The sequence below is a fragment of the Pseudomonas sp. F1_0610 genome (assembly GCF_047470865.1).
Taxonomy (GTDB): domain Bacteria; phylum Pseudomonadota; class Gammaproteobacteria; order Pseudomonadales; family Pseudomonadaceae; genus JAZDRH01.
In genome coordinates, this window is the sequence record NZ_JAZDRH010000125.1 from 1 (window position 1) to 202 (window position 202).

Sequence of the window (202 nt, forward strand, 5' to 3'; positions counted from 1 at the left end):
GTAGCAAGTTCTTGAGCCTGTTCAATGCTGTCAAAGATGTTTAAATCTAACCATTCATGACGCACTGTTCGGTTAAAACGCTCAACATAAGCATTCTGTGTCGGTTTGCCTGGTTGGATATACTGCATGGTAATTTGCTGCTCTTTAGCCCAGTCCTTTATTGTTTCAGAGATGTACTCAGGGCCATTGTCACAACGTATTG

General features: G+C 42.1%; 1 protein-coding gene. It reads right to left on the reverse strand.

The window, feature by feature from the left end; genetic code table 11:
- Positions 1 to 202 (reverse strand): integrase core domain-containing protein (locus tag VQ643_RS16480; RefSeq protein ID WP_414201608.1); only part of this gene is annotated, 202 nt, incomplete at both ends.